This is a genomic window from Enterobacter sp. BIDMC109, from assembly GCF_001037885.1.
Classification (GTDB): Bacteria; Pseudomonadota; Gammaproteobacteria; order Enterobacterales; family Enterobacteriaceae; genus Enterobacter; species Enterobacter hormaechei_C.
In genome coordinates this window covers 610,120-631,024 of the sequence record NZ_KQ090002.1, presented here as the reverse complement: position 1 = coordinate 631,024, position 20,905 = coordinate 610,120, and the positions used below count along the sequence as shown (strand labels likewise).

The following is a 20,905-nucleotide window of genomic DNA, read 5'->3' as shown; positions in this document are numbered from 1 at the left end:
GCGTCAGCACGCGTGCGCAAGGAGCCTCGTATGTCAGACCAGACGCTAAAAGCGACCCGACAGCAGAGTCTTATCACCTTGCTGAGTAAAAGCGACTGGCTGACTACCGATGTGCTGGCTGAAAAGCTCTCCGTCAGCAAAGAGACCATCCGCCGGGATCTGAAGTCGTTGCAGCAGCAGGGGAAGCTTCTGCGCCAGCACGGGCGCGCGCGTCTGATTCATCCGGACAGCCGCGACAGCGGTGAACCCTTTGGCGCACGCCTGAAAAGCCATTATGCCGACAAAGCCGATATTGCCCGCCACGCGCTGGGCTGGATCAGCGAAGGGATGACCATCGCCCTCGACGCCAGCTCAACCTGCTTTCATCTGGCGCGCCAGTTGCCGGACATCGACCTCACCGTATTTACCAACAGTCTGCCTATCTGCCACGAGATGGCAAAGCGCGAGCGGATCACGCTTATCTGCTCCGGCGGAACGCTTGAGCGTAAGTATCGCTGCTATGTTAACCCGGCGCTGGTGACGCAGCTAAAAGGGCTGGAGATCGATCTGTTCATCTTCTCGTGTGAAGGGGTCGATGAGCATGGCGTCCTTTGGGATCCGTCCGAGCACAACGCGGGCTTTAAGGCGCTGCTGTTAAACCGCGCCAGCCAGTCGCTGCTGCTGATCGACAAAAGTAAATTTATGCGGGCAAGTGAAGTGAAAATTGGTCAGCTGTCGCAGGTGACACAGATTATTCAGAGCGATAAACGTCAGGCCGCCAGAGACGGCCTGACACGAGAGGTTACGCGGTGAGACGGAATTTCTGCACTGAGCGCTGGAGTTCTTCGGTCTGCCGTTCAAGTGCGGCGGCGGCGGCGGAAACCTGCTCCACCAGCGAGGCGTTCTGCTGGGTCACGCCGTCCATCTGCGTGATGGCAACGCCGACCTGAGAAATACCTTTGCTCTGCTCCTCTGACGCGGTGGCGATCTGCTTCATAATGACGGTCACTTCCGTCACGTCGCGCAGGATCGCTTCCATCGTGGTGCCGGTATCGTTCACCAGCTGCGCCCCCTGCTCCACGCGGGCAACGGAATTTGCAATCAGCCCTTCGATCTCTTTTGCCGCATTCGCGCTGCGGCTGGCCAGATTACGCACCTCACCCGCCACGACCGCAAAGCCCCGCCCCTGCTCCCCGGCCCGGGCCGCTTCCACCGCGGCGTTCAGCGCCAGAATATTGGTCTGGAAGGCGATGCTGTTGATGACGGTAGTGATTTCAGCGATTTTTTTCGAGCTGTCCGAAATGCCGCTCATGGTTGTGACCACATCTTCCACCAGCGAGCCGCCGCGGCTGGCCGTACTGGAGGCGACATCCGCAAGCTGGCTGGCCTGGCGCGCGCTTTCGGCGTTCAGCTTCACCGTTGCGGTTAGCTGCTCCATGCTGGCCGCGGTCTCTTCCAGCGCGGCGGCCTGCTCTTCGGTACGCGAAGAGAGATCGTTATTCCCGCTGGAGATCTCCGTTGCCCCGCGCCAGATATTCTCGCTGCCGGAACGAATCGTGCTGACCGCTTCCCGCAGGCTGTCCTGCATGGCGCTCAGCAGCGGCACCAGTTGCCCCACGCAGTTGCGGCCAAAGGATTCAATCGGCTGGCTGAGATCGCCCTGCGCAATCTGGCGGAACTGCTGACGGATACGATCCAGCGGTTTTACCAGTATCGCCACCAGGTAGCGGTCGGTGAACAGCAGGATCAACAGACCCACGATCGTGGCGGTGATAATCACCGTCCGGGTCATACTGGTGAGGCCGTCGACCACCACGCGCGTGCTGTCGAGCGCCTTCGCCGCGGTGTTGTTAAAGTTCTCAGCCGCTGACCCGAATGCACGGCTTAGCGGCGGCGTGACGTTGTTGGCATGCTGACGATAGCCTTCGAGCGTCGCCTGCTTCGCCTGCGCCATCTGCGGCGTCACGCCACGATCGAGCAGCGCCTGCCAGGTGGAAATCACCTGCGCAGACACCTTTTCATCCATCGGGCCCGGGGAGATAGCTTTCATCTCTGCCAGCTTTTTACTCATGTTATCCAGCGCCTGCTGAGCAGGAGCCAGGTCCGGCGTGCCGCCCGCCGCTTTGACTTCCATCGCCCGGCTCAGGCGGGTGACGAAACGGAAATACTGATCGTTGCCCTGGCTCAGCACCGTCATTTGCCGGACCAGCTGGCGGTCAACATCATTACCATCAGAAACACGAGACAGAGACCAGGTGCTGTAAAGCCCCACGCCTGCCCACATGACACAAAAGATCCCCAGTATCGTCAGCATGACGAAACGGATGGTGAAATTACGAAGCATCTTCATTGAGTATTCCTTGCCGTGAGGGTGAATTCGCCCAGAGGCGAGTACTACCCTCTTTATCGGCAGATACCGCAGAAAATATACTTTTTTGTTATCGAGTCGGCATAGAATGAAAACGTTGTTTCGAAAATTCACCGACAAGAAAGGAGACATCATGTCCTGGCACCCTTACACCGGCCGATACGAAAACATGCAGTACCGATACTGCGGCAAAAGCGGCCTGCGCTTACCGGCACTGTCGCTGGGCCTGTGGCACAGCTTCGGTCACGTTCAGCCGCTCGATTCCCAGCGCGCGCTGCTGCGTAAGGCCTTCGATCTCGGTATTACCCACTTTGACCTTGCCAATAACTACGGCCCCCCACCAGGCAGCGCTGAAGAGAATTTTGGCCGTCTGCTGCGGGAGGATTTTGCCGGGTATCGTGACGAGCTGATCATCTCCACCAAAGCGGGCTACGACATGTGGCCAGGGCCGTATGGTTCGGGCGGTTCACGTAAATACCTGCTCGCCAGCCTCGACCAGAGCCTGAAACGCATGGGTGTGGAGTATGTGGATATTTTCTATTCTCACCGCGTAGACGAAAACACGCCGATGGAAGAGACCGCCGCCGCGCTGGCGCACGCGGTGCAGAGCGGAAAAGCGCTGTACGTCGGCATTTCGTCCTACTCCACGGAACGCACGGCGGTAATGGCCAAATTGCTGCGCGAGTGGAAGATCCCGCTTTTGATCCACCAGCCGTCTTACAACCTGCTTAACCGCTGGGTCGACAAGACCGGCCTGCTGGACGCGCTGGAGAAAAACGGAACGGGCTGTATCGCCTTTACCCCGCTGGCACAGGGCCTGCTCACCGGAAAATACCTGAACGGTATTCCGGACGGTTCACGTATGCAACGCGAAGGGAAAAAAGTGCGCGGCCTGACGGAGAAAATGCTGACGGAAGCCAACCTGAGCAGCCTTCGTTTGCTGAACGAGATGGCGCACGCGCGCGGGCAGACGATGGCGCAGATGGCGCTAAGCTGGCTGTTGAAAGATGAGCGTGTAACGTCGGTGCTGATTGGCGCGAGCCGCCCGGAGCAGCTGGAAGAGAACGTTCAGGCGCTGAATAACCTGCGCTTTAGCGAAGATGAACTGACGCGGATTGACCAGCACGTTGCGGATGGTGAGCTGAATTTGTGGCAGGCGTCGTCGGATAAATAAATAGTGCGGCCTGCTGCTTTCGCCCCTCACCCTGCCCTCTCCCCTCTGGGGAGAGGGCAGGGTGAGGGGCGCTGTAAAATTATTTCTTACTGATCTTATCCAGATACCCCATCACAAACGCCGACAGCACAAACGTCAGGTGGATAATCACATACCACATCAGCTTATTATCCGGGACGTTTTTCGCGTCCATAAAGACGCGTAACAGGTGTATAGACGAAATCGCCACAATCGACGCCGCGACTTTATTCTTCAGCGATGAGGCATCCATTTTCCCCAGCCAGTTGAGCTTTTCTTTGTGCTCGGCGATATCAAGCTGAGAGACGAAATTCTCATAACCGGAGAACATCACCATCACCAGTAACCCCCCCACCAGCGTCATATCCACCAGCGACAGCAGAACCAGAATCAAATCGGCTTCTGCCACGGAGAAAATGTTTGGCAGGACGTGAAATATCTCCTGGAAGAACTTGATCGTCAGGGCGACCAACGCCAGGGAGAGACCAAAATAGACGGGTGCGAGCAGCCAGCGAGAGGCATACATTGCGTTTTCAAAGAAGCGTTCCATAAAATCCTGTCTGCAAACGAAACCAGCGCTCAGTATATCTCAACTATACCTCGTTGGGATCCACATCCGGACGCGCATACTCCGGCCAGACCAGCGCGACCAGTTCCGGGTAGGCTTCCAGGCTAAACTCGCGAAAACACTGGCGCAGATTTAATACGTCTAAATCGGAGTACGACACCTTCTCGCCATTCAGACAGCGTTTTTTGATATTGTCGTAATATTTATAAACCGCCGAATTAAGGTCGCTACAACGGCGCTGCGCGTCGAACAGGCCGGGCGTATCATTAATTTCAGCCATTTTCATTCGCTTAATTGTCGCATGGAGAAAATCGATATATTCGTGATTTACCCGCCAGTACCAGACCGGCGTCACGGCGTTCATCAATACGGAGAAATGATCTTCCCCCTCCTCTTTCGACATCAATTCAGGCTGCGGCGGTTCACTGACGTCTTTTGACGCTTTCGTTTTATTTAACTCTTGCATCAATAAAAGCACGCCAGCGGTCAGTAATAGTAACGTTATGACCGTAAAGAAAATGCTGTTCATGGGTAGGCTCCATTTTTTTTGATTTTAAAATTGCCTCATGTTATTGTCAACGAATCTCACCCTTTTTCCACCCCCACCTTTTTTGAAATTAAAGGAAATTAAAATGCTGCCCGACAATCTTGTCCCGGCAAAGTACCACATTACGCCTGTGGAACAGCCTTCGACGGAAGCAGATAAAGAGGCGAATTTCACTCAAGGAAAAAGAAAACTCTCCGACTATGAAGCCGACATATTAATTGGTGTTTCACGCACCGGCAAATCCCGTAATATGGTGCTGGAAGAGCACGATCGCCATTTAAAAGAGCGTTTATTTCGCGCCATCAAGATTGAAGCCTTAGTTCATCTACTAAATGATTTACAGGCCGAAGGGGAAATAGATGCCCAGACGCTAAGTCAAATAATGACCGAGAAAACGCAGCAAATAAATGAGGCCGGCAATGAAATTTGGCTTAATTTAATTACGCGTGAAAAAAACAATCCCATTTTTTATAACCTGGGGGAAGATTAACGTGAATGATGACAGCGGTAATAACGTTTATTTGACTTTAGATGATAAGAAAAGCGATGAATTTATCTTAAAGCAGAATCTCGACGCCCTGAAAAAGATAAAAAATGACGAGATGACGCGAATTACGCAGGATTTGGTTTCGATTCCGGCCACGCTGGTGCGCCTGAAATGGCAGAATCGTCGGGAGATTTACGCCTTGCAGGCCAAGGAGGAGATTTACGGCGCGGTGATGAACGCCATTATTGAACAGCGCCCTGAGCTTAAAGAGAAGATCCTCGGGCGACTGGAGGCGAACTATCAGTACCTGCTGGCACGCGAGACAGCCACCCTGCGCCTGACCCGTAAACTCTCGGAAGGTCATTACCGAACTTCAAACGTGACCTGTGTAGCGCTTGATGAAGAGGCGCCGACGGCGCCTTCAGTGTGAGTCAACAATGATTGTTGCGGAATGCAGGCCGGGTAAGGCGACGCCGCCGCCCGGCAGGGAAGGCTGCAAAAGCCTTCGTTTTACTTCGCGGCCGCTTTCTCTTCGCCGACCAGACCAATCTTCAGGTATCCCGCCTGATGCAGCGTGTCCATTACCTTCATCATGGTTTCATAATCGACGGTTTTATCCGCGCGGAAGAAGACGGTGGTGTCTTTCTTGCCGCCGGTCAGCTGGTCCAGCGCCGGAATAACCGAGGCATCCGTTACCGGATCGTTGCCCAGGAACATGGACTTATCGGCCTTCACGGACAGGTAAATGGGTTTTTCCGGACGCGGCTGCGGCTGGCTGGAGGACGCAGGCAGATTCACCTTCACGTCCACCGTCGCCAGCGGTGCGGCAACCATAAAGATAATCAGCAGAACCAGCATGACGTCGATAAACGGCGTCACGTTAATCTCATGCATTTCACCGTTATCGTCCAGATTTTCATTAAGACGCATTGCCATACAATCAACCTACGCGCAGTTTGGACGCCGCATGAACCGGTTTAACGGCGCTGGCGTTCAGGTCCAGATCGCGGCTTTGCAGCAGCAGAACCTGCGCGGCAACGTCACCCAGTGTGGCTTTATAACTGCCAATCATGCGCGCGAAGATGTTATAGATAACAACCGCCGGGATAGCGGCAACCAGACCGATAGCCGTGGCCAGCAGCGCTTCTGCGATACCCGGCGCGACGACCGCAAGGTTAGTGGTCTGCGTCTGGGCGATACCGATAAAGCTGTTCATGATGCCCCAGACGGTACCGAACAGGCCGACAAACGGGGAGATGGCGCCGATAGTCGCCAGGTAGCCGTTACCGAGGCCCATATGACGACCCACGGCCGCAACGCGACGCTCCAGACGGAAGCCGGTACGCTCTTTAATGCCTTCGTTATCTTCACTGCCTGCGGAGAGTTCCAGCTCGTTCTGCGCTTCGTTCACTAACAGGGTAGTCAGGCTTTTCGCATGGAAGGATGAGGTGATATCAGAAGCCTGATCCAGAGAGCGGGCTTCCGCCAGCTGCTTCTGCTCACGCTTGAGGCGGCGTTTTTGTGAAAGAAGTTCGGCGCTCTTGCTGAAGAAGATAGCCCAGGTGATCACGGACGCCAGAATCAGGCCGATCATCACAATCTTAACTACGATGTCAGCATGTTGATACATGCCCCAAACGGAGAGATCCGTCTGCATCAAATTATTACCCACTCTGTATCTCCAGGACGCAAATCACAAAATCTGAACGTAATAATATCAAAACGTCGTCGAATTGATAGTAGTTCTCATTAGTATTTACATAGTGCCGTAATTTTCGCTCACTTTCCTTGCGCTTACGCAGTAAAAATTTCTTATGCGAATTTTTGATAATATTTTCTGCTTATTCGATAAGCATCCGGATGCACATTCTGACAATCGTGGTAGTCTGGACGTCCAGACGTATAAAAATAGGGTTAGCGAACATGACTAAAAAGCAGCTTGAGACCACGCTGGTGCAGGCAGGACGCAGTAAGAAATACACGCAGGGCTCGGTCAACAGCGTGATCCAGCGCGCCTCCTCGCTGGTGTTTGATACCGTTGAAGATAAAAAAATCGCTACGCGTAATCGCGCGAAGGGCGGGCTGTTTTACGGTCGTCGTGGCACGTTAACCCATTTCTCGTTGCAGGAAGCCATGTGCGAACTGGAGGGCGGCGCGGGCTGCGCGCTGTTCCCGTGCGGCGCGGCGGCGGTCGCCAATACCATTCTGGCGTTTGTGGAACAGGGTGACCACGTCCTGATGACCAATACCGCCTACGAGCCAAGCCAGGACTTCTGCACCAAAATACTCAGCAAGCTCGGCGTCACCACCAGCTGGTTCGATCCGCTGATTGGGGCCGGTATTGCCGCGCTTATTCAGCCCAACACGCGCGTTGTGTTCCTGGAATCTCCCGGCTCCATCACCATGGAAGTGCATGACGTCCCGGCCATCGTGAAGGCGGTGCGCAGCATAGCGCCGGAAGCGATCATCATGATCGACAACACCTGGGCGGCAGGTGTGCTGTTTAAAGCCCTGGAATTTGACATCGATATCTCCATTCAGGCGGCAACCAAATACCTGATTGGCCATTCCGACGGCATGATCGGTACGGCGGTGTCTAACGCCCGCTGCTGGGATCAATTGCGTGAAAACGCCTACCTGATGGGCCAGATGGTGGATGCCGATACCGCCTACATGACCAGCCGGGGCATCCGTACGCTCGGCGTGCGTTTGCGTCAGCATCACGAAAGCAGCCTGCAAATTGCACAGTGGCTGGCGCTGCATCCGCAGGTGGAGCGCGTTAACCATCCGGCGCTGCCGGGCAGCAAGGGCCACGAATACTGGCAACGTGACTTTACGGGCAGCAGCGGGTTGTTCTCATTTGTTCTTAAAAAGCGCCTGAATGACGCCGAACTGGCAAGCTATCTGGATAACTTTACCCTCTTCAGCATGGCCTATTCATGGGGTGGGTTTGAATCGCTGATCCTGCCCAACCAGCCGGAGCAGATTGCGGCCCTGCGCCCGGGCGGCGAGGTGGACTTCGAGGGGACCTTAATCCGCCTGCATATTGGGCTGGAAAATGTGGACGATTTAATTGCGGATTTATCGGCAGGATTTGAGCGCATCGTGTAAAGTGCTGGCTGAAATGTACTCCCCGGACGCTATTCTGAACACCGCAAGCAGAAAAGTCTGTATGAGATGCGCCTGCGATCAACCCCGACAGGCAAAATTGGGAGTACAATAGCGTTATATCTGCTGTTCCACAGGAAAGTCCATGGCTGTTATTCAAAATATCATCACGGCGCTCTGGCAACACGATTTTGCCGCGCTGGCGGACCCGCATGTCGTCGGGATTGTCTATTTCGTGATGTTCGCGACGCTGTTTCTGGAAAATGGATTACTGCCAGCCTCATTTTTACCCGGTGACAGCCTGCTCCTGCTCGCAGGGGCGTTAATCGGCAAGGGCGTGATGGACTTCGCACCGACAATGGTGATCCTCACCTCTGCGGCCAGTCTCGGCTGTTGGCTGAGCTACCTGCAAGGGCGCTGGCTTGGAAACACTCGCGTGGTGAAAGGCTGGCTGGCGCAGCTGCCGCATAAATATCACCAGCGCGCGACCTGCATGTTTGACCGTCACGGCCTGCTGGCGTTACTTGCCGGGCGTTTTCTGGCGTTTGTTCGTACCCTGTTGCCTACCATGGCGGGTATTTCAGGCCTCTCTAACCGCCGCTTCCAGTTCTTCAACTGGCTGAGCGCCCTGCTCTGGGTAGGCGTGGTCACCACGCTCGGCTACGCGCTGAATATGATCCCCTTTGTTAAGCGCCATGAAGACCAGGTGATGACCTTCCTGATGATCCTGCCGATTTTCCTGCTGGTTGCAGGGCTGGTGGGTACCATTGCGGTAGTGATTAAGAAAAAGTATTGCAGCGCATAAATAAAAGCCGGGTGGCGCTACCGCTTACCCGGCCTCCGTTTCCCCTCAGGCTCCCTGCATGGTTCTTATACGTGACGCATCTTCCCCCGGCGTGACGCCGAAGTAGCGCTTAAACTCCCGACTAAACTGCGACGCGCTTTCATACCCGACCCGCATCGCCGCGGCGCTGGCCTTCATGCCATCGTGGATCATCAGCATCCGCGCCTTATGCAGACGGTAGGTTTTGAGGTACTGCAACGGCGACGTGCTGGTGACGGATTTAAAGTTATGGTGAAACGCCGAGACGCTCATATTGGCTTCCGCCGCCAGCTGGTCAACGCTGAGGTTTTCCGTGTACTGGCTCTCGATGCGCTTCAGCACGCGGCTAATCAGGCTGAAGTGCGTTTGCCGGCTTACCAGCGCCAGCAGCGCCCCGCCGCCCGGTCCCAGCAGCACATGGTAAAGAATTTCGCGGATAATCTGTTTTCCGAGAATACGCGCATCCAGCGGCCTTTCCATCACGTCTAACAGGCGTTCAATCGCGCAGAGAATTTCCTCCGACAGGGTCGCAGAGTTGATACCGCTTGCCGCCATTGACGGCCGGAAAAGTTCGTCCTCCCCAATCTCCATCAGCAGCTCCTGCAACTGGAGGATGTCGACGTTGACGCGGATCCCGGCCAGCGGTACCTCCTCTGTCGCGAAAGTTTCACATTCGAAGGGTAAAGGTACTGTCAGAAGCAGATATTCATTGGTGTCGTAACGGAACACGCGCTCATTGATATAGCCAATCTTATGGCCAGAAAAGAGAAACACGATGCCGGGCTGATACATCACCGGGGTGCGCGTCCCGGGCTGGGTACCGTACAGCAATCGAATATCCGGCAACAGCTCAGCCGAATCATTTCCGTTATCTATCAGTCTCTTAATCTGCGACGTTAGCTGGCGGCAGATGGCATCACGGTTCATTTTCAGTTACTCCGGGTACGGTTTCCGACGCTGACAGTGTGCGCATTTTCTTACCGTTTCTCCAGCGCGCTGTAGAAATGGGCAAGACATCGGCAGGAATGTGCATTGAGAGGATAGCGCCTGCCCGCCACAATGAGCAGCATCAGGTTGCCTTCTGCGCCACCACGATTTTTTACCCACTACAGGGAACAAGCCATGAACAACTTTAATCTTCATACCCCAACCCGCATTCTGTTTGGTAAAAACGCTATCGCTGACCTGCGCGCGCAAATCCCGACGGACGCCCGCGTCCTGATTACCTACGGCGGCGGCAGCGTGAAAAAAACCGGCGTACTGGATCAGGTGTACAGCGCTCTGGAAGGTCTGGACGTGCGCGAGTTCGGCGGTATCGAGCCTAACCCATCTTATGAAACGCTGATGAACGCGGTAAAAATCGCCCGTGAGGAGCAAATCACCTTCCTGCTGGCGGTGGGCGGCGGTTCCGTGCTGGACGGCACCAAATTCATCGCGGCGGCGGCCCATTACGCTGACGGCATCGACCCGTGGCATATTCTGGAAACGGGCGGCAGCGACATCAGTAGTGCGATCCCGATGGGCTCCGTGCTGACGCTGCCGGCCACCGGATCAGAGTCCAACAAAGGCGCGGTCATCTCCCGTAAAACCACCGGTGACAAGCAGGCCTTTATGAACGAACACGTTCAGCCCGTGTTCGCGATCCTCGATCCGGTTTACACCTATACCCTGCCTGCGCGTCAGGTGGCGAACGGCGTGGTCGACGCCTTTGTTCACACCGTTGAGCAGTACGTTACTTACCCGGTAAACGCCAAAATTCAGGATCGTTTCGCGGAAGGCATTCTGCTGACGCTGATTGAAGAAGGTCCAAAAGCGCTGAAAGAGCCTGAAAATTACGACGTGCGTGCCAACGTGATGTGGGCTGCCACCCAGGCGCTGAACGGCCTGATCGGCGCAGGCGTGCCGCAGGACTGGGCTACTCATATGCTCGGTCACGAGCTAACGGCGATGCACGGCCTGGATCACGCCCAGACGCTGGCGGTGGTTCTGCCTGCGCTGTGGAACGAAAAACGTGACGCTAAACGCGCCAAACTGCTCCAGTACGCCGAACGCGTGTGGAACATCACCGACGGTTCCGACGATGCGCGTATCGATGCCGCGATTGAAGCCACCCGTCACTTCTTTGAAAGCCTGGGCGTGCCAACGCGTCTCTCTGGCTACGGCCTGGACGGCAGCTCCATCCCTGCCCTGCTGGCGAAACTGGAAGCACACGGTATGACGCAGATCGGCGAGCATGGCGACATCACCCTGGACGTCAGCCGTCGTATTTACGAAGCGGCACGCTAAGCGTTTTTAGGATCCTGACTTTCGTTTTTTGACATTTCGTCCAGACTTAATGCACATCACATCGTCGGAGGTTCCCTCCGGCGATGAGCACCTGAAGGAGGAAAAATGGCAAACCAAACCGTAATCAAGCTACAGGACGGCAACGTGATGCCCCAGCTGGGGCTAGGTGTATGGAAAGCCGGTAACGACGAGGTCGTCTCCGCCATTCATAAAGCCCTTGAAGTCGGCTATCGGTCCATCGATACCGCCGCCGCCTATAAAAACGAGGACGGCGTGGGAAAAGCGCTTGCCAGCGCCGGCGTTCCCCGGGATGAGCTTTTCATCACCACCAAGCTGTGGAACGACGATCAAAAGCGTCCCCGCGAAGCGTTGCAGGAGAGTCTGGAGAAACTCCAGCTCGATTTCGTCGATCTTTATCTCATGCACTGGCCGGTACCGGCTATCGACCATTACGTTGATGCCTGGAAAGGGATGATTGAACTGCAAAAAGAGGGGCTGATAAAAAGCATCGGCGTCTGTAATTTCCAGGTTCATCATCTGCAACGCCTGATTGATGAAACGGGCGTCGCGCCGGTGATTAACCAGATTGAGCTGCACCCGCTGATGCAGCAGCGCCAGCTTCATTCATGGAACGCCACGCACAAGATCCAGACCGAATCCTGGAGCCCGTTGGCCCAGGGCGGCGAAGGGGTGTTTGACCAGAAAATCATCCGTGAACTGGCGGATAAGTACGGTAAAACCCCGGCGCAGATCGTCATTCGCTGGCATCTGGATAGCGGTCTGGTGGTGATCCCGAAATCGGTCACGCCATCGCGTATCGCCGAGAACTTCGACGTCTGGGATTTCCGCCTGGATAAAGACGAGCTGGGTGAAATTGCGAAGCTGGATCAGGGCAAACGGCTTGGGCCGGACCCGGATCAGTTTGGCGGGTGATCCCCTCACCCTGCCCTCTCCCCGGAGGGGAGAGGGTTAGACCTGTAGGCCCGGTAAGCGCAGCGCCACCGGGCATTGTTACAGGTTTAACCGGTCTTACGTTTTACGTTCTTCTTCGTTCCCGCAACACCGTTCGAACGCTGATGCGCAATAGGCGTGTGCTTGGTCAGCGCCGGGCGCGTGTTGCGGTTCTGGCGGCGCGCTTCGCGCATCTCTTCCAGCGTTGGCGCTGGCACCAGGCAATCACGACGCGAGCCGATCAGGTGCTTTTTCCCCATCTCTTCCAGCGCCTGACGGATCAGCGGCCAGTTTTTCGGATCGTGATAGCGCAGCAGCGCTTTATGCAGACGGCGCTGTTTATCCCCTTTCGGCACCACCACGTCTTCGCTCTTATAACCAATCTTACTCAGCGGGTTTTTGCCGGTGTAATACATGGTCGTCGAGTTGGCGAGCGGCGACGGGTAGAAGTTCTGCACCTGATCCAGACGGAATCGACGCTGCTTCAGCCACAGCGCCAGATTCACCATGTCTTCATCACGGGTGCCGGGGTGTGCGGAGATGAAGTATGGGATCAGATACTGCTCTTTCCCCGCCTGTTTTGAATAGGTATCAAACAGCTGTTTAAAGCGGTCATAGCTGCCCATGCCTGGCTTCATCATTTTGGACAGCGGGCCTTCTTCAGTGTGCTCCGGGGCGATCTTCAGATAACCGCCAACGTGGTGCGTCGCCAGCTCTTTGATGTAGCGCGGATCTTCCACCGCAATGTCGTAACGCACGCCGGAGGCGATCAGGATCTTCTTGATGCCTTTCAGGTCACGGGCGCGACGGTAAAGATTGATAGTCGGCTCGTGGTTGGTGTCCATATGCTCGCAAATGCTCGGATAGACGCAGGAGAGACGACGGCAGGTCTGCTCGGCGCGCGGCGATTTACAGCGCAGCATGTACATGTTGGCCGTTGGACCACCCAGATCGGAGATCACGCCGGTAAAGCCCGGCACCGTGTCGCGAATCGCTTCGATCTCGTTAACAATCGACTCTTCGGAACGGCTCTGAATAATACGGCCTTCGTGTTCGGTGATCGAACAGAGCGAGCACCCTATAATTCTGATCATTTAGAAATTTTTTTGCGTTTAAAATCAATGAATTGAAAGATTTCATTTTTCTAAGTCTGATAAAACAGATGAAAACCCAACTGACTATACTCATAAAACTCAATCTTTGCGCTGCTGTACGATACCAGTAATTACAGGCGCCGAGTTTAACATCATGAAAAGTAGCCCAATAATGAATGACGCAACGCCAGCTGCGGTGCCTAACTTCTGACTGAACACCATTGAAACAAAGTACATATTTGGGATAAAAACGGACATAGCAATCACGAAAAGTAACTTATTCAGATAATTATTTATTCGGGTCTTAACCTCAACTCTATCATAAAAAGCCATCGAAACGTAAGCAGTTATCAGTGAATAAAAAGACCATGTCATATAGTTAACCGATTCATTAAATGCCTCTCGCAAAAGCAAAGCACTTTCTGTCATTCCCTACCTCATTAAATCAATAGAAAATAAATCTGAATAATTTATTTTTAAAAGAAAAGAACACAACATAACTTCAGTAGTTATGATTAATCCCTGAATGATTATTTCTTAGCAAGATATAACATGCTTAATGTATATCAGGCAATAAAAAAACTCCCAAAGACCACCGCTGTGGTCTTCAGGTATAGGATTTAAAGAACGAACTCAGTCCGGAAACGTATCACTATCTTCTGTAACGTCCGCTTTCTCTGGTAACATTCTGTTTTTAATATACTGTGAATTCCTGCAGATGAGAGGAAAAATCTCCGAGTTATTCATTATACAACTCGTTGCCGTACGGGCGTCCTCCGGAGACCATGATGAAAATGAAAACGTCTGACGGTCAAGCCATTGAGACAATAATACATTATCAACAGAAGCGCTAAACAGCGCCGCAATAGCCCTGCGTTCAACGGCCTTCTCAGGTTCAATAAACGACAACTCATTATGAAAACGGGTAATAATCGCAATACGGCTGTCAATACGAATATGTCTTTCAAGTAAGACATCGTGCAACTCATCAAGTACAGTCTCTCTCTGGGTATCGTCGAGGCAAGACCACAGGAAATGAATGTTCTCGGCATTTGTGACAACGTCTGGCTCTGCATCACGGAACCATGATGCAAAGATACCCACACTACCTTCCATCCGGATATGCTGCCCCTGAAGTTGCATTTGTTCAAGGATAAAGCGCATGTTCACAGGAAGAACCGTAAAACACTCAATAAGCCTTTCAGAAGAACTAAATACTCCACATGCCAGGGCGTTCAGCTTTTTCTTCAAAATATCAAACTGCTCACCTGACTGATATACGTCATGGAGAAATACTGGACCCATAGCATTCACATCAGACTCAATTATTTTCTCTGACAGTGCTTTTTGACGCTCTCGCACAAATATTAAAAGAGAGGTTGCATTTGTAGCTTCTTTGATGACGTCATACTGACCTTTAACAAAGCTCAGGACAGGTATATTCACCAGAAGACCTAAATCAACAATCCTGCCAACAGCATTTTTGATGTACGGCAGAACATTTTTATCCTTAAGTGCTATAAAGATACTCTCGGCAGTACGTAGATAACGAAGATATGCAGCCAAAGCCAGGTCAAACCGTTCCTCACCAATATGTTCACTGTACGACTCGATACCGGCATAGTTACCATGGAGCACCATGTGAGCAACAGCCTGTGCAGCAAATTCCGCAGGGAAGAGATTCCTCGTCGCCGTATTATTAAGATAATATTGATTTAAAACATTATTATTCCAGTCCGGGCTCAGAACAATTTTTCTGAAATGGATAACGTCCTCAACAACCTGACGATTTTTAAGCGTCATTATTGCAGAGCTAACCTGAGCCCCACCTGTACCATCATTCTTTCCAATTACGTTCTGTACCGCCTTCGATGCAATATTGATATGCCGGATAATTCCCGGATTAAAAAGGTCTATCTGAGGTTGCTCAGCTCCATAGCGTAACATCTCCTCCCGACCGTGATTTCCGATATCTAGTGTGCCAATTTTCAGGTTTGACAAGGTCTCTTCATTATTGACAAGGTATTCCACATAAAATACGCCATCTACAAAATTCTCCATTTTATTCAGTAGTGATTCACCGGCCAGAACAGAGTATGAATCAGCTTCCTGCAGCAACGTCTGCGTGGATTCAGCCTCCAATTTTTCTGAATCCTGAATTTCATCAAGTTTACTCACAATAAACGATATTTGCCTTTCGACGAAAGGCTCTAGGCTTATCCGCCCGTCAGCCATCAGTTTCTGCAGACTCAATACGAAACCTTCATCATTCTTTTCTCTGAGTGAAACAGCATAACTCTGATTCAGCATTTGCACTGCGACTTTGAGTTGCGGTTCGGCGAGAGCCTGACACTTCTCATCCATCCGGCTATAAGAAACCAGCCAGTCTCGCATCTGAATATGTGGTGCCACTCGCTGCCATGCTTCAGCGAAACCCCACAAGGCCGTCAGTTCTTCAAGCCGTGGGATATTTATAGCACCAATCGCGTCTTTAAGAGGCGTATCAAGCAACTCGCTCCTGGCAAGCTCCACCGTGGACTGATAGTGGATGCTCATCAGAAATTCGCTCCATCTTTCTGTATCGTTATTAAAAATTCGGGATATTTGTTGATAAGTTAGCGAGAGCATCTCGTCAAAATCATCCGGAGCAATACCGGGTTCGGTCTGACTAGCTTTGGGATCGCGAAGTAATACTTTAATATCTCGCTCCCCGTATCTGACCACCAGTAAGTAGAGAGCAATAAGAATATGGCGATGATCTTCTGTTGCAGGAACGGTAAGGTTCAGAATATGAATATCATTAACAAACTTCTTCATTAATCGCGGTGTGATACGAGGATACTCAGAGGGTTTCCAGCGCTCAAGCAACACCGTTGCTTCCCGGCACGCTATCCCTGCATCCTCATTTACTGTTTCTTTCCAGTACTGCCTTAACGCTTCCTGCCATCCTGCCGAAATAAGAGGAGGAACCTGAAAACTTACAGGAATCCGCTTTGCAATAAACTCACGCCCGCTGAAACCCGCCACAGAAAGTGAGGCTGAAACCTGTCTTGCCGAATAGGGCACCACTATCCTGAAGTGTTCATGAGTGGCTCCGGCAATAAGCTCCATATCACTCCAGAGCTCTTTCACTTTGTCTGCACTGATTCGGTCCAGATTATCAATGATAAGGATGAAGCGATCTCCATGGGAAATGACCTCTTTGGAGGTAAATCCCTGCAGAGCTTCAGCCAGCTCAATAGCTCCGACCTCCTTATTAACTAGCCAAGTCTCTTCAATCCTGTCAGTACTGTTGCGTTTGAACAAATCACCAATACTCGAATACCCTTTCTTTCTGTACCATTCCATGTTCTGCAGGCATGCCAGTCCTGCGACCATAATGGCAGGAGAAAGAAACGCGGCCACCTCAACATAAAAAAGCCACCCTAATAATGACTCCTTGTTAGTAAAATATTGATTAAGGTCTGTTAGCACATAACGAAGCATCTGCACGGAAAGCAATGACAGTAAAATAAAAACGACGGTCAACCAGCTTAGCCTGCTGCTGACCCTCTTGTCGTATTCAACGATGTTACCCAGAGCCAGATTTTTATACTTATCCAACACATCCCGGGAGCCCGGACATTGTAGGCTGACCCCGTGGTGGATGACATCGATAAGCGCTTTTTTAGTTGAGCCATGATGGTAACGTTCTGCATCAAAGTTAATGAACGTAAAATCATCTTTAAGCTTTTTCTGCAGGAACTTCAATATTGTTGACTTACCTGAACCCAGCTCACCTTCCAGACCAATAATATTGACATCAGGTGTCCTGATGATCTGAGCCACATTCTCTGCAACTTTTTCATGACTGCTGCCTCTAAACATATCCTGGTCAGCGGGTGATTCCGTCTGCAATCGTAGAGTCATTCAGCAATTTCCTTCGTTATAACGTAAGATTCTTTCACTATTAGACACAGTACAGAGCCCACAGCAACCAAATGACTGCAGCCGGGGCAGTTTAGTTTTAAGCATGCATAAGCCGATTTCGATGGAATCCCTTTCACACAATAATATTGAATTGAAGCAATGAAAACATTAATGTGTTTGTTGTGACTAGCTGCAGGGGCCTGGAAGAAATTCCAAAGCCTGACAAACCGGAACAGGGCTTGCTCTGCTCCGGTTTTATCCAGTTCATCTTGAAGCCCTTGTTTTTGTTACATATCCCTGCTCACTCTTTCAGCCATTGTTAAGCTTCTTGTGTGTAATCTGCGAATAATACGGATGCAAAATTGATGCAATGGATTATACATACCTACAGCGCACGTTACGCTGAGCTGAATCGAATTTCAGAGAACGTTCTTCGCTATTACCCTGCCCAGCCAGTTGAACACATTTTATCATCCGGCCCCGAGAGTGACATGTTCTCTGCCTGGTACAGCCTTCATCAGAGTCAAACTAGACGTTATTTACAGGCAAAAGAAGACAGCTACAGAGTTTAAGTCTGACATTATTCGTGGCTGTGTCTGCCTTCGGAGTTTTCAGCTTATCCCGATAACAGCGGTTTTGAAAAATTGACGTTTTTTACACCGGTACATTGCCCGAACGCAATCTCCCCCGTAGCGAAATACCGCCCCGCAGAAAATCGTCCATGCTCGGCATGCCCCTGGAACATCAGCATCTTTTCAATAAAGGTTTTACAGCCTATAGTCTGTATAACACAAAATACACCTTACCTGCTGTATTACAGGGCGGTACTCCCTACTCAGTCTGCGAGGCAGGTCACTTATGAATAATCAGTTCCCGATAAAAACGCTGAACCAGCTCAGACCTGTGCTAATCGGGTTTCGCAAAATCAAGGGCTTCACGCAAAAAGATGTGTCTGAGAGGCTTGCCGTAACGCAGCAAACCTATGCCCGCCTGGAAGCAAACCCTGCTAGCGCCAGTATTGATCGTCTGTACAAGGTATTCAGTATTCTGGGCGTAGAAATAACGCTGTCATCTATTTCCCCTTCACCCTTCATTTCCCACACAGAGATGAGGGGGGCATTTGACAGCACTCCCGCCAGACGGGAGAAATGGTGACTATTAGAAGTTTGCTAGTTTTGTCGAATGACGCCAACTACATGTCCGCATCCATCGAGTAGTGGCTTCAAGCCACGATTGTCACTGCCTCCGCTGCCTTTTTCCAGTAACTCTCTCCTTTTAATTCTAATATTTAGGGGTGTCAACGCAAAGCAGAAACGGCACCTTCTTTGCGAGACAGAAATGACCTGTGATTGCCTGGCCGATTTATGGCAGCTAAGTGCGAGAAGCGGATATAGCGAATTCGCCATTGTACGGGATTAGCAGGTTTACTGAAGCAACCTGCGATGGCGTTATGGCAATAGTCAGTCCCCTGTCCAGTCGGCATAGGTGGCCACCTCGTCACCGCCGGGGATAAACTGATTGAAGCCTCCGCGCAAAATCACTTATTCTTTTCCGTTAATAAAATGCAGGAGCAAAGTCATGACTGGCGAAATTCGTGGGCGAGGCAGGCCACGAAAAACAGAGAGTACCTATACAGATACCCGTAATGACCTGATCCGAAGCGGGCTTGAACTGCTCACGCAGAATGGTTTTCTTTCAACGGGAGTCGATGCCATTGTCAAAAATGCCAGTGTTCCTAAAGGCTCATTTTATTACTATTTCAAGAGCAAAGAAGAGTATGCCCAGACTGTTCTGAGCGCCTATGACAGTTTCTTTGTGCATAAACTCCAAAAACATCTGTATGAATCATCCTTCACACCAATGATGCGTCTGGAAAATTTCATCGACGATGCCTGCGACGGCATTAAAAAGTACAATTTCACCCGGGGCTGTCTGGTTGGCAATATGATGCAGGAGAGTCCGGGTCTTCCACTGTCCTTTATCAAACAGCTCCACGAAATACTTGAGCGCTGGCAGGCGCTTGTGGCGTGCTGTCTGTCCGACGCGTTATCTTCGGGCGAAATCCGTTCCGATATGAATAATACGCAACTGGCGGCCATTTTCTGGAGCAGTTGGGAGGGTGCCGTAATGCGTGCCAAACTTTATTGCTCAACCCAGCCTGTGTACGACTTCTGGAGCTATTTCAAAAAGTCAGTACGCTATCAGCCCTCTAAGGACACGGCTGTTGAAAAGTAAAAAAGGGGCCGCAGCCCCTGATAATAATTATCAAACCCAGGCTGAGCCTGGCTTCCACTTCATTAGCTACACTGAATTACTGCCCGGCCACGAATTCCGCCACTCAGAAGTTTTTCGGCCACATTGATGGCATCACTCAGCGGATAAACGGTGGTCAGGCTATCCAGTCTGGACTCCGGTAAATACTGTACCGCCTGCTGCCAGATCGCCGCTCTTTTTTCCTTCGCGAACATGACACTGTCAATCCCTTTCAGCGTGACGCCACGCAGGATAAACGGAGCCACATTCCCCATTAGTTCCATCCCCTGTGCCATGCCGCAGGCTGCAACAATACTGCCATAACGCACCCCGGCGCATACATTGCAGAGCGTATGGCTACCGACTGTATCAATGGCGGCAGCCCAGCGTTCTTTCTGTAACGGTTTTCCGGGACAGGAGAGCTCGGAACGGTTAATAATCTCGTCCACACCGACCGTTTTATAGAGCCAGGCAGCCTCTTCCGGGCGTCCAGTAGACGCCGTAACGCGGTACCCCATTGATGCAAGGATCATGGCCGCAATGCTCCCGACGCCGCCGCTGGCACCGGTAACAAGTACCGGACCATCTTCAGGCTTAATACCATGATTCAGAAGTGCGTCTACGCACAGCATCGCGGTAAACCCAGCTGTTCCGATTGCCATTACGTGTTTGCCGTTAGCGCCAGCCGGGAGCGGCGTCAGCCAGTCTCCATTTACCCGTGCTTTTTCGGATAGTCCGCCCCAGTGTTTTTCCCCAACACCCCAGCCGGTCAGGAGAACCTTATCTCCGGCCTGATATTCGGGATGTGAACTGGCGGACACTGTACCGGTAAAATCAATGCCGGGCACCATGGGAAAGCGTCGGACGATTGGGCCCCGGCCCGTAATGGCCAGTGCGTCTTTGTAGTTGATGGATGAATAGTCAACATTGACCTCCACATCCCCCTGCGGTAGTTCACTTTCAGCGATTTCAGCAAGTTGCGCACTATAGCGTCCATCTGTTTTGTTGATTAATAAAGATTTAAACACGTTCACCTCGTTTGTCCGGGCGTTTACCGTTCAGTCATTAAGTCGTCAATAAATAATATTGACCGATCGTCTAATAATCAACACTACGATCCCAGTGCTTTGCCAGCATTCAAGAAACATTATTCATTTCATGCACTTAAAGCTGTCTTTTTTGACCGACATCAAACTGTATTCTGGTTTATCTGGTGCAGAGGGAAAATCAGCATCCCTGAAGATACATAGCTAATGCTTCAGAACACGGCTGATGATGCGATAAAACAACCAGGCTTTAATGAGTTAGTCTGAGCGGACCTTCGGCTCAGTAAATAGGTC

The 20,905-nt window shown here is 51.9% G+C and carries 19 protein-coding genes and 1 pseudogene; 10 read left to right on the top strand and 10 right to left on the bottom strand.

Annotated features, from left to right (window positions below):
• Window positions 1-30 precede the first annotated feature (30 nt).
• The gene (fucR, locus tag SK62_RS03035) at window positions 31-792 is read left to right on the top strand and encodes an L-fucose operon activator (RefSeq protein WP_015571863.1); all 762 of its coding nucleotides are present in this window, start codon (window positions 31-33) and stop codon (window positions 790-792) included.
• On the opposite strand, the gene SK62_RS03030 is transcribed toward fucR, so the two are convergent.
• Window positions 782-2,329, bottom strand: a complete 1,548-nt coding sequence (locus tag SK62_RS03030) for a methyl-accepting chemotaxis protein (RefSeq protein ID WP_047719181.1) — start codon at window positions 2,327-2,329, stop codon at window positions 782-784. The two genes, fucR and SK62_RS03030, sit on opposite strands and share 11 nt — an antisense overlap.
• A 151-nt stretch (window positions 2,330-2,480) precedes the next feature.
• Between SK62_RS03030 and SK62_RS03025 the strand changes: the two genes are divergently transcribed.
• Window positions 2,481-3,521, top strand: coding sequence for an aldo/keto reductase (locus SK62_RS03025; RefSeq protein ID WP_047719180.1), 1,041 nt, complete (start codon window positions 2,481-2,483; stop codon window positions 3,519-3,521).
• A 79-nt stretch (window positions 3,522-3,600) separates the two neighbouring features.
• Here SK62_RS03025 and SK62_RS03020 read toward each other — a convergent pair whose 3' ends face one another.
• A complete protein-coding gene (locus tag SK62_RS03020) occupies window positions 3,601-4,089 on the bottom strand; it encodes a TIGR00645 family protein (protein WP_006811956.1) in 489 nt (162 codons plus the stop codon).
• 43 nt (window positions 4,090-4,132) lie between these two features.
• Window positions 4,133-4,636: an ESA_00282 family adhesion-associated protein gene (locus SK62_RS03015; RefSeq protein ID WP_023295431.1), complete on the bottom strand. Its 504-nt coding sequence runs from the start codon at window positions 4,634-4,636 to the stop codon at window positions 4,133-4,135.
• Window positions 4,637-4,739: 103 nt separating this feature from the next.
• On the opposite strand from SK62_RS03015, the gene SK62_RS03010 reads away from it, so the two are divergent.
• Window positions 4,740-5,144 carry a hypothetical protein gene (locus SK62_RS03010; RefSeq protein ID WP_032649523.1) on the top strand — a complete coding sequence of 135 codons (405 nt, stop codon included), beginning with the start codon at window positions 4,740-4,742 and terminating at the stop codon, window positions 5,142-5,144.
• Window position 5,145: 1 nt separating this feature from the next.
• The gene (locus SK62_RS03005; RefSeq protein ID WP_017382748.1) at window positions 5,146-5,571 is read left to right on the top strand and encodes a hypothetical protein; all 426 of its coding nucleotides are present in this window, start codon (window positions 5,146-5,148) and stop codon (window positions 5,569-5,571) included.
• Window positions 5,572-5,651: 80 nt separating this feature from the next.
• Here the strand turns inward: SK62_RS03005 and exbD are convergent, their stop codons facing one another.
• Window positions 5,652-6,077, bottom strand: coding sequence for a TonB system transport protein ExbD (exbD, locus tag SK62_RS03000; protein WP_001251472.1), 426 nt, complete (start codon window positions 6,075-6,077; stop codon window positions 5,652-5,654).
• Window positions 6,078-6,081: 4 nt separating this feature from the next.
• A complete protein-coding gene (gene exbB / locus SK62_RS02995; protein ID WP_048249287.1) occupies window positions 6,082-6,813 on the bottom strand; it encodes a tol-pal system-associated acyl-CoA thioesterase in 732 nt (243 codons plus the stop codon).
• 251 nt (window positions 6,814-7,064) lie between these two features.
• On the opposite strand from exbB, the gene metC reads away from it, so the two are divergent.
• Together metC and yghB are read left to right on the top strand one after the other, a co-directional pair.
• Window positions 7,065-8,252 (top strand): cystathionine beta-lyase, encoded by a 1,188-nt coding sequence (metC, locus tag SK62_RS02990; protein WP_015571868.1) that lies wholly within the window; start codon window positions 7,065-7,067, stop codon window positions 8,250-8,252.
• Between the two features lie 142 nt (window positions 8,253-8,394).
• Window positions 8,395-9,054, top strand: coding sequence for a DedA family general envelope maintenance protein YghB (gene yghB, locus SK62_RS02985; protein ID WP_015571869.1), 660 nt, complete (start codon window positions 8,395-8,397; stop codon window positions 9,052-9,054).
• Window positions 9,055-9,099: 45 nt separating this feature from the next.
• Here the strand turns inward: yghB and SK62_RS02980 are convergent, their stop codons facing one another.
• On the bottom strand, window positions 9,100-9,999 hold the full coding sequence (locus tag SK62_RS02980; RefSeq protein WP_017382749.1) for an AraC family transcriptional regulator: 900 nt from the start codon (window positions 9,997-9,999) through the stop codon (window positions 9,100-9,102).
• Between the two features lie 195 nt (window positions 10,000-10,194).
• On the opposite strand from SK62_RS02980, the gene yqhD reads away from it, so the two are divergent.
• Together yqhD and dkgA are read left to right on the top strand one after the other, a co-directional pair.
• Complete coding sequence (gene yqhD, locus SK62_RS02975) at window positions 10,195-11,358, top strand: alcohol dehydrogenase (protein ID WP_003862492.1); 1,164 nt, start codon at window positions 10,195-10,197, stop codon at window positions 11,356-11,358.
• 105 nt (window positions 11,359-11,463) lie between these two features.
• Window positions 11,464-12,291: a 2,5-didehydrogluconate reductase DkgA gene (gene dkgA, locus SK62_RS02970; RefSeq protein WP_003862493.1), complete on the top strand. Its 828-nt coding sequence runs from the start codon at window positions 11,464-11,466 to the stop codon at window positions 12,289-12,291.
• Between the two features lie 86 nt (window positions 12,292-12,377).
• Here dkgA and SK62_RS02965 read toward each other — a convergent pair.
• The 3 genes and pseudogenes from SK62_RS02965 to SK62_RS02955 all read right to left on the bottom strand — a co-directional run.
• Window positions 12,378-13,388: pseudogene (locus tag SK62_RS02965) on the bottom strand (radical SAM protein); the annotation flags it as partial.
• A gap of 114 nt (window positions 13,389-13,502) precedes the next feature.
• Window positions 13,503-13,832 (bottom strand): hypothetical protein, encoded by a 330-nt coding sequence (locus SK62_RS02960; RefSeq protein ID WP_000140246.1) that lies wholly within the window; start codon window positions 13,830-13,832, stop codon window positions 13,503-13,505.
• 204 nt (window positions 13,833-14,036) lie between these two features.
• Window positions 14,037-17,312: a P-loop NTPase fold protein gene (locus SK62_RS02955; protein ID WP_023314849.1), complete on the bottom strand. Its 3,276-nt coding sequence runs from the start codon at window positions 17,310-17,312 to the stop codon at window positions 14,037-14,039.
• An 858-nt stretch (window positions 17,313-18,170) separates the two neighbouring features.
• Between SK62_RS02955 and SK62_RS02950 the strand changes: the two genes are divergently transcribed.
• Window positions 18,171-18,467 carry a helix-turn-helix transcriptional regulator gene (locus SK62_RS02950; RefSeq protein WP_023314851.1) on the top strand — a complete coding sequence of 99 codons (297 nt, stop codon included), beginning with the start codon at window positions 18,171-18,173 and terminating at the stop codon, window positions 18,465-18,467.
• Between the two features lie 423 nt (window positions 18,468-18,890).
• The gene (locus SK62_RS02945) at window positions 18,891-19,547 is read left to right on the top strand and encodes an acrylate utilization transcriptional regulator AcuR (protein ID WP_023280966.1); all 657 of its coding nucleotides are present in this window, start codon (window positions 18,891-18,893) and stop codon (window positions 19,545-19,547) included.
• A 62-nt stretch (window positions 19,548-19,609) separates the two neighbouring features.
• Here the strand turns inward: SK62_RS02945 and SK62_RS02940 are convergent, their stop codons facing one another.
• Window positions 19,610-20,593, bottom strand: coding sequence for an acrylyl-CoA reductase (NADPH) (locus SK62_RS02940; protein ID WP_023280857.1), 984 nt, complete (start codon window positions 20,591-20,593; stop codon window positions 19,610-19,612).
• Window positions 20,594-20,905 lie beyond the last annotated feature (312 nt).

Bases quoted from the DNA above. Each gene is read 5' to 3' on its own strand.
- SK62_RS03010 (WP_032649523.1), top strand. From the start codon at position 4,740: ATGCTGCCCGACAATCTTGTCCCGGCAAAGTACCACATTACGCCTGTG.
- SK62_RS02950 (WP_023314851.1), top strand. From the start codon at position 18,171: ATGAATAATCAGTTCCCGATAAAAACGCTGAACCAGCTCAGACCTGTG.
- yghB (WP_015571869.1), top strand. From the start codon at position 8,395: ATGGCTGTTATTCAAAATATCATCACGGCGCTCTGGCAACACGATTTT.
- dkgA (WP_003862493.1), top strand. From the start codon at position 11,464: ATGGCAAACCAAACCGTAATCAAGCTACAGGACGGCAACGTGATGCCC.
- SK62_RS02945 (WP_023280966.1), top strand. From the start codon at position 18,891: ATGACTGGCGAAATTCGTGGGCGAGGCAGGCCACGAAAAACAGAGAGT.
- SK62_RS03030 (WP_047719181.1), bottom strand. From the start codon at position 2,329: ATGAAGATGCTTCGTAATTTCACCATCCGTTTCGTCATGCTGACGATA.
- SK62_RS03015 (WP_023295431.1), bottom strand. From the start codon at position 4,636: ATGAACAGCATTTTCTTTACGGTCATAACGTTACTATTACTGACCGCT.
- SK62_RS02980 (WP_017382749.1), bottom strand. From the start codon at position 9,999: ATGAACCGTGATGCCATCTGCCGCCAGCTAACGTCGCAGATTAAGAGA.
- yqhD (WP_003862492.1), top strand. From the start codon at position 10,195: ATGAACAACTTTAATCTTCATACCCCAACCCGCATTCTGTTTGGTAAA.
- SK62_RS03025 (WP_047719180.1), top strand. From the start codon at position 2,481: ATGTCCTGGCACCCTTACACCGGCCGATACGAAAACATGCAGTACCGA.
- exbD (WP_001251472.1), bottom strand. From the start codon at position 6,077: ATGGCAATGCGTCTTAATGAAAATCTGGACGATAACGGTGAAATGCAT.
- fucR (WP_015571863.1), top strand. From the start codon at position 31: ATGTCAGACCAGACGCTAAAAGCGACCCGACAGCAGAGTCTTATCACC.
- SK62_RS02960 (WP_000140246.1), bottom strand. From the start codon at position 13,832: ATGACAGAAAGTGCTTTGCTTTTGCGAGAGGCATTTAATGAATCGGTT.
- metC (WP_015571868.1), top strand. From the start codon at position 7,065: ATGACTAAAAAGCAGCTTGAGACCACGCTGGTGCAGGCAGGACGCAGT.
- SK62_RS02955 (WP_023314849.1), bottom strand. From the start codon at position 17,312: ATGACTCTACGATTGCAGACGGAATCACCCGCTGACCAGGATATGTTT.
- SK62_RS03020 (WP_006811956.1), bottom strand. From the start codon at position 4,089: ATGGAACGCTTCTTTGAAAACGCAATGTATGCCTCTCGCTGGCTGCTC.